Source organism: Bradyrhizobium sp. CCBAU 11434, from assembly GCF_028128895.1.
In the GTDB taxonomy this organism is placed as follows: Bacteria; Pseudomonadota; Alphaproteobacteria; order Rhizobiales; family Xanthobacteraceae; genus Bradyrhizobium; species Bradyrhizobium zhengyangense.
Map to the genome: position 1 here is coordinate 1 of NZ_LBJX01000054.1, position 6,328 is coordinate 6,328.

At 63.1% G+C, this 6,328-nt stretch carries 7 protein-coding genes and 1 pseudogene; 5 read left to right on the top strand and 3 right to left on the bottom strand.

The features are described from left to right. Positions 1-272 (top strand): EAL domain-containing protein (locus tag XI06_RS13160; protein ID WP_271605510.1); only part of this gene is annotated, 272 nt, incomplete at its 5' end. A 392-nt stretch (positions 273-664) separates the two neighbouring features. Here XI06_RS13160 and XI06_RS13165 read toward each other — a convergent pair. Continuing rightward, positions 665-1,591 (bottom strand): LysR family transcriptional regulator, encoded by a 927-nt coding sequence (locus tag XI06_RS13165; RefSeq protein WP_271605511.1) that lies wholly within the window; start codon positions 1,589-1,591, stop codon positions 665-667. Between the two features lie 282 nt (positions 1,592-1,873). On the opposite strand from XI06_RS13165, the gene XI06_RS13170 reads away from it, so the two are divergent. The 3 genes from XI06_RS13170 to XI06_RS13180 are packed head-to-tail and all read left to right on the top strand — an operon-like array spanning position 1,874 to position 3,744. Then, positions 1,874-2,608: an SDR family NAD(P)-dependent oxidoreductase gene (locus XI06_RS13170; RefSeq protein ID WP_271605517.1), complete on the top strand. Its 735-nt coding sequence runs from the start codon at positions 1,874-1,876 to the stop codon at positions 2,606-2,608. Between the two features lie 30 nt (positions 2,609-2,638). Next, entirely contained in the window at positions 2,639-3,277 is a 639-nt protein-coding gene (locus tag XI06_RS13175; RefSeq protein WP_271605512.1) for a methyltransferase, read from the top strand. 56 nt (positions 3,278-3,333) lie between these two features. Continuing rightward, positions 3,334-3,744, top strand: coding sequence for a nuclear transport factor 2 family protein (locus XI06_RS13180; protein WP_271605513.1), 411 nt, complete (start codon positions 3,334-3,336; stop codon positions 3,742-3,744). A gap of 30 nt (positions 3,745-3,774) precedes the next feature. Here the strand turns inward: XI06_RS13180 and XI06_RS13185 are convergent, their stop codons facing one another. Next, the gene (locus XI06_RS13185) at positions 3,775-4,497 is read right to left on the bottom strand and encodes an SOS response-associated peptidase (protein ID WP_271605514.1); all 723 of its coding nucleotides are present in this window, start codon (positions 4,495-4,497) and stop codon (positions 3,775-3,777) included. Between the two features lie 2 nt (positions 4,498-4,499). Then, positions 4,500-4,948 (bottom strand): annotated as a pseudogene (locus tag XI06_RS13190) (hypothetical protein). Positions 4,949-5,431: 483 nt separating this feature from the next. Between XI06_RS13190 and XI06_RS43715 the strand changes: the two are divergent. After that, the gene (locus XI06_RS43715; protein WP_442869433.1) at positions 5,432-6,160 is read left to right on the top strand and encodes a restriction endonuclease; all 729 of its coding nucleotides are present in this window, start codon (positions 5,432-5,434) and stop codon (positions 6,158-6,160) included. The last annotated feature ends 168 nt before the right edge of the window (positions 6,161-6,328 follow it).

Genomic DNA, 6,328 nt, shown 5'->3' on the forward strand with positions numbered 1-6,328 from the left:
AGGCGTTTCCCCTCGACCGGATCAAGATCGACCGGTCCTTCGTAATGGCGCTCGGCCAAAGTGATCGCTCGCTCGCCATTGTCCGGGCCGTCATCGGCCTTGCCCATGGCCTCGGGCTTCCGGTGCTCGCTGAAGGAATCGAGACCGACGCCCAGCTATCTCTTCTGCTGGAGGAAGGTTGCGACGAGATGCAGGGCTATCTGATCGGCCGCCCCCGAAGCCTTCTTGCCGCCAAGGACGATAAGGAGTCACGTTTGCGCGCGGTCTCCTGAGACCTTTGGCCGGTTATTGAGCGCGTGGCAGCTCCACGCTCGCGACCGAGGTCAGATCCCCGGTTATTGACGGGATGGGGGAACCTCCCATGTCCTTCGCGAAACGGGCGAACTCATGTTTCGGTATGGTGTCCTGCCTGCGCCTCCCTAAGCTCGGGGTCAGGTGCGCGGACTGGGTTGGGGGGCGGAGACCGACGGCTAGTCTGGCGGACACTCGGGGCAAGTGTCGCCGACGGCGTTACATCGCGAACTTCAGCGGCACCGAGATCAACTCCTGCCGGACGAATCCTTCCGCCCTCCTGCTCGTTTCGGACGGTTAGCAAGGGTCAGGGGTTCGCAATCGGCAGGGCTATCGCTTGTCCACGTGTTCCGCTGGGTCTGTGCAATGGTCGTTACACCGACCGAGTGCGCCGCTCCTTCGTCGAAGGATTGGTCTTCGTCAGCCCTGCAAGAAGAGGAGCGTAAGTGGAGAGCCTGCTGGCCAGGAATTCCGTGAAAAGCCGCACGCGCTTCGTCTTGCGGGTCTCCCCCTGCGTGAGAAGCCAAAGCGTGCCGTACGTGTGCAGGTCGGTGCCCGGCACTCTCGCCAGCAGCGGGTCCGCATCTCCGACGAAACACGGCAGCGTCGTGATCCCCAGTCCCTGTCGGACGGCGGCAACCTGACCCTCGGCGTCCGTGACCCTAAACGGAACCTGCGTGGTGCGGAGCTCGCCCGCGCTGGCCCAGTCCGGGATGCCATGCATGCTGATGACGATCCACCGAGCCGGGTCGGGCGCTCCCGAGCGCATTGCGGCAAGGCGTGCGCGGGATATGTAGACGCCTCCGAACACGTCAGGTCCCTTCAAGCCGTGAAGATTGAGCGGCAAGGTCTTGCGGTCGTAGACCACGCGGATGGCGACATCGGCCTCCCGGTTGGTCAGGTTGACCAACTCGCCCGACGCCAAGATGTCCATCTCGATGTCCGGATGCTGCCGTGCGAACTCGGCGAAGTCGGGCATGAGTAGGTACGTCGCGAGAGGAGGAGCCAGCGTCACGCGCAGAAGCCCGCGTACGCTCTGGTCTCGTCCGAGGATACGCGTCTCAAGCTTGTGCGACGACGCTTCCATCTGCTCCGCGAGTTCGAGAACCTCCTCGCCCGCCGCCGTCAGGCGGTAGCCCGAGGGCAGCTTCTCGAACATCTGCGTCCCGAGGCGTTCTTCCAGCTGCGCGACGCGCCGAAGCACGGTCGCATGGTTCACGCCGACGCGTTCGGCGGCCGCTCTCACCGAACCTCCGCGCGCGACGGCGAGAAAATAGCGAACGTCATCCCAATCGATCATGGTGCAATACAGCACCGGTTGGAGCCCATTCCGAAGCCTCCGTCTAGGTGGCAGATCAATAGAACATAGCCGCATTCGTAGGCTTTTGCGAACGACAAAGGGCCACCTGCTAACGGCCGGTCTCTGTGGAGCTTGGTCGGAACCGCAGCCTCCGAACCGGTTCGATTTCGCACCAGCGATGTGCGCGTTTACGCACTCAAAGCCGGACCCGGTCAGGCCTATTTCGAGGACGTCGCGGGGACGTCCCCGAAAAATCAAAGCAAAGCCCGAAGGAAAGATGTCATGGGAAAGTTAGACGGTAAGGTCGCGGTCGTAACCGGCGGATCGAGTGGGATGGCGCTCGCGAGCGCAAAGCGGTTCGTCGAAGAAGGCGCCTACGTCTTCATCACCGGCCGGCGGCAGGAGACGCTCGACGAGGCCGTCAAGTCGATTGGACGGAACGTCACCGGCGTGCGCGGCGACGCGGCCAATCTCGCCGACCTCGATCGCCTGTTCGACACGGTCAAGCGGGAAACGGGCAAGATCGACGTCCTGTACGCGAGCGCCGGCACGGGCGAAGCCGTCCCGCTGGGCGAGATCACCGAGCAGCACTTCGACGCGACCTTCGGCCTGAACACGCGCGGCACGCTGTTCACCGTGCAGAAGGCGTTGCCGCTGTTGAGCGATGGCGCATCGATCTTCATGACCGGATCGGTCGCTTCGCTGAAAGGCTTCCCCGGTTACAGCGTGTATGCGGCGAGCAAGGCGGCGCTGCACGCCTTCGCACGCGGGTGGCTCAACGAACTGAAGGCCAGGAACATCCGAGTGAACGTCCTGCACCCGGGGCCGATCGCAACCCCGATGCAGGACCAGGTTCTCACGGAAGAAGCGAAGAAGATGTTCGAGGCGCTGATCCCGCGCGGAACGATGGGTCGTCCCGAGGAGATCGCAGCGGCCGCGCTGTTTCTGGCTTCGGACGATTCGAGTTTCGTGAACGGGCTGGAGTTGTCCGTGGACGGCGGCTTCTCGGCGATCTGAACTAGCGCCTCACCAGATCGGAGATCACCAATGTACCCCTCCTCGAAGCAAACCGAATTGATCAGTTTTTCGCGCGTAGCCGCGGGCTCCACCGTGATCGACGTCTACCCTGGCGATGGCGATTGGACCCGCCTCTTCTCCGACATCGTGGGGCCCGAAGGACGCGTCCACAGCTTCGTGCCGGCGGAAGTCGCGCACTTCAAGAACGATCCGGTCGGGCGCATCCAGACGCTGGCGAATGAGCCTGGCCGACAAAACGTGCAGGCTGTTTCGGCGGATCTGGTGGCGTTGCCCGGCGCCGCCGGCCCGGCGGACGTCTTGTGGCTGCACCTGTTCTACCACGATCTCCACACCGAGTTGATGCGAGCGAGGGGCGGGACGGCAGCCGACTTCAACCGCGCCGTCTACGGGCGCCTCAAGCCTGGCGGATTCTACGTGATCGTCGATCACGCCGCCGCTGCGGGCACGGGCACGAACGACGCCCAATCGCTGCATCGGATCGACCCTACTTCTGTCCGGGCGGAGGTGGAAGCGGCCGGCTTCGTGCTGGACGCGGAAAGTACCGTGCTCGCGAACACGTACGATTCCCATTCCGTCAAGGTGTTCGATCCTTCGGTCAAGGGCGAGACCGACCGCTTCGCCTATCGGTTCGTGAAGCCCAAGGGATAAGCGGCCACGGTCGATCGTGGAAGGTCGACGATTCCATGCGCATAAGGAGACACACCATGAGCATTGAAGAGAATACGCGGATCGTGAAGGACTTCTTCGCCGCGCTCGGGCGCGGCGACCGCCAAGGGTTGCTCGCGTCGTGCGCCGACGACATCGAGTGGATCATTCCGGGTAAGGACTGGGCGCTGGCCGGCACGTACCGCGGTCACGCCGGGCTGACGAGCTTGCTTCAGAAGGCGTCCGAAGCGACGCAGATTTCGTACCCGGCGCCTCCGGAGTTCGTAGCGCAGGGTGACCGTGTTCTCGTCATCGGATTCGCCAAGGGAACGGTCAGGTCCACGAACAAGGCGTTCGAGGATGGCTGGGTGTTCACAATAACCGTTCGAGACCGAAAACTCACGCACATCCGGGAATACATCGACACGCAAGCGTTGGCGGAGGCCTCGAAGGAGGATACCAGCAATTAGTCGGTCCGACCGTTTCAAGCCAGCGGATAACTATTCCGTCGATGCCGCATCCTCCTTCACGCCGCGGGCGACGATCCTCAGCGTCCCGTCCGGCAGCGGCCGCTGCAGCTTCAGGGCTTCCTCCACCGGCGCGGTCATCCAGGTCTCGACCTCTTCCAGCGTCGTCAGGATCACGGGCATCGCCTTCGGGTGGATGGCGAAGACTTCCGTGTTCGCCTCCGTCGTCAGGAACGCGAAGAGGTCATTGGTGGTCTCGCCTTCCTTGACCTTGCGGACGGACGTCCAGTTCGTCCAGATGCCGGCGAAGCAGGCGAGCGGGCGGGTCTCGTCGAGCGCGAACCAGATGTCGCCGCCTTCGGCCTTGTTGAATTCGCTGAAGCTGTTGAATGGGACCACACAGCGATTCTCGAGACCGAGCCACCGCGTCCAGTGCTTCGATTTTACGTTCCGGATGTTCGTCGTGCCGCCATCGGGCTCCATCCTGAGCAATTCCTTGAAATCGACGGTCTTGCCCTTGGCTTGCAGCTTCTCCGCCCGCTTCTTTGTCGCATCCATCAGCGCCTTCGATGAAGAAGGCATCCCCCAACGCGCGGTGACGAGCTCGCGGCCGTCGGGTCCGTTGCGGACGATCGGCGCCTTGTAGTCCGGAAAGACACCGGGCATCGGCGCAAGGTTGCCGACGTACCGGTTGACGACGCGGAACAGCGCGCTGATCGCGGCCTGGTTGGTCGTGATCGAATAAAGGTTGCACATCGTCAGGTCTCCGGAGCGACCTGGCGAGGGCGCTGCGCCAACTGTAGCAGCGTGGCCGCTGGCCTGCGATTGGCCTTGGCGCATTTGCTGCAGCGGAGCCGGCTCGCCAGGTCGTGGACGAAAGTGGTCGGCGGATGGCGCAGCGCGGCCAGGTCGACGTCTCGCTTGGTCTTCATCGCGAGCATTCGATCTCGAGCCATGCGTAGCCGCCGTTTATGGCTTGGTCGATCGTCGGCGACGGGTCGATAGGGGCCCCATTGGCCCACATGTGTTCGTTCCAGACCTCACACGTGAGCCGGTCGGCCTGCTTGATCAGGGCCTCGCCCTTGGCCCGGGCTTCGGCGGCCTGAGTCGCGAGGATAGTCGTCATCGCCCGCGCGCGGCCAAGTTCTTTGGCGAGCGCCTTCCGGTCTCCACCTGACAAGGGCGTAGGATGGTGCTTCGGCGCCATTCGGACGCCTCAGTCGAACGACGGCCAACAGCCGTCTTCCTCTAGGCGCCCAGTTCTCTCGGAGCACGTGTTGTCCAGCAGCCGCTGGGCGACGTCCTTCCAGACCGCGTCCGGACCGCAGAGCCTGACGGCGTCGACCTTCTGAATTTCGACGGTCCGGGCGCAGCGCCGACAAGACACCCTCAGTAAATGCTGGTGAATTTGGCTTAGCTGCAGCAGGCGTCCGGACGGACCAGGTCCGGGACGGCCGCCGTCGGCGCGGGCGTCCTCCAGAAGGGCCTGCCAGTATTCCGGCGGCAAGTCGTCGTCCGGAGCCAGTCCCCGCGCTGGCGGCGCGTTCCTGCCAACGGCGGCAGCCGCGGCCATCCGGTCCATCTGCTGTCGGGTCGGCATGCGCCAGCTGGCAGGGTGGTCGGTCATGCAACGAAGAGAACATACCACGAACGCAGAGTCTAGCTGCGAGGTCCCCGCCCTTGACCACTTTTGTGTGGAGATTGGTCTAAAGCACCGGCGTGGCCTGTTCTAAGATGCTGTAGTCTCAGGTTCCAGAATTATCGCGCGCGCTTCACGATCCTTGACGTTGCGGAAGTCCAGCGCTCTTGGATTGACGACTTGGTTCAAGGGCGCGATCCGCTCGAGCGAGCTCCTTCAGCCTGGACGAATTGGGTCGTCAGCGGCCGATGTCGACCGCTCAAGGCGGTTAGATCGATCGAGCATCGAAAGCGCGACGAGCAGCTACCTGCCGCCTCGGGCGACTTGGCGATGGTCTCGGCCATCCACGACTTCTTCCGGGCGAGGCCTCACGATTTCGAGCGCTGCGCGGCGAGCCTCGCGAGGATGCTGATTCCCGACATCGTCGATGTCGACGTGACGCGACCGTCGAGGGATGGCGGGCGTGACGCGATCGGCAAGATGAAGATCGGGCGCGGACACAGCGCGGTGCTGGTCGACTTTGCTCTAGAGGCCAAGTGCTATGGGATTGGGAATTCGGTTGGCGTCCGCGAGATGTCTAGACTGATTTCCCGGCTTCGTCACAGGCAATTCGGAATTCTGGTGACGACCAGTTTCGTCGATAGCCAAGCGTATAGGGAAATTAAGGAAGACCAGCATCCGATCGTCGTCGTATCCGCAATAGATATCGTTGATATCCTGAGGTCCCATGGTCACGGCGATGCCGATGCCGTGCGACGCTGGCTGATCACCGAATTCTGATAGGTTGGACGACCGTTGACCAGTCGCTGGCGCCCGTCTTTTGCCGTCACTCCGCCCTGGCAACACCAAATCCGTCTCAATGACGGCCCTGTCGATGTAGACCAAGAATTAACCACCATCGGGCGGAACGATAGCGTCGGAGAACCCGTTCGCTGATCTCGCTCGGTC

Bases quoted from the DNA above. Each gene is read 5' to 3' on its own strand.
- XI06_RS13185 (WP_271605514.1), bottom strand. From the start codon at position 4,497: ATGTGCAACCTTTATTCGATCACGACCAACCAGGCCGCGATCAGCGCG.
- XI06_RS13165 (WP_271605511.1), bottom strand. From the start codon at position 1,591: ATGATCGATTGGGATGACGTTCGCTATTTTCTCGCCGTCGCGCGCGGA.
- XI06_RS13170 (WP_271605517.1), top strand. From the start codon at position 1,874: ATGGGAAAGTTAGACGGTAAGGTCGCGGTCGTAACCGGCGGATCGAGT.
- XI06_RS13175 (WP_271605512.1), top strand. From the start codon at position 2,639: ATGTACCCCTCCTCGAAGCAAACCGAATTGATCAGTTTTTCGCGCGTA.
- XI06_RS13180 (WP_271605513.1), top strand. From the start codon at position 3,334: ATGAGCATTGAAGAGAATACGCGGATCGTGAAGGACTTCTTCGCCGCG.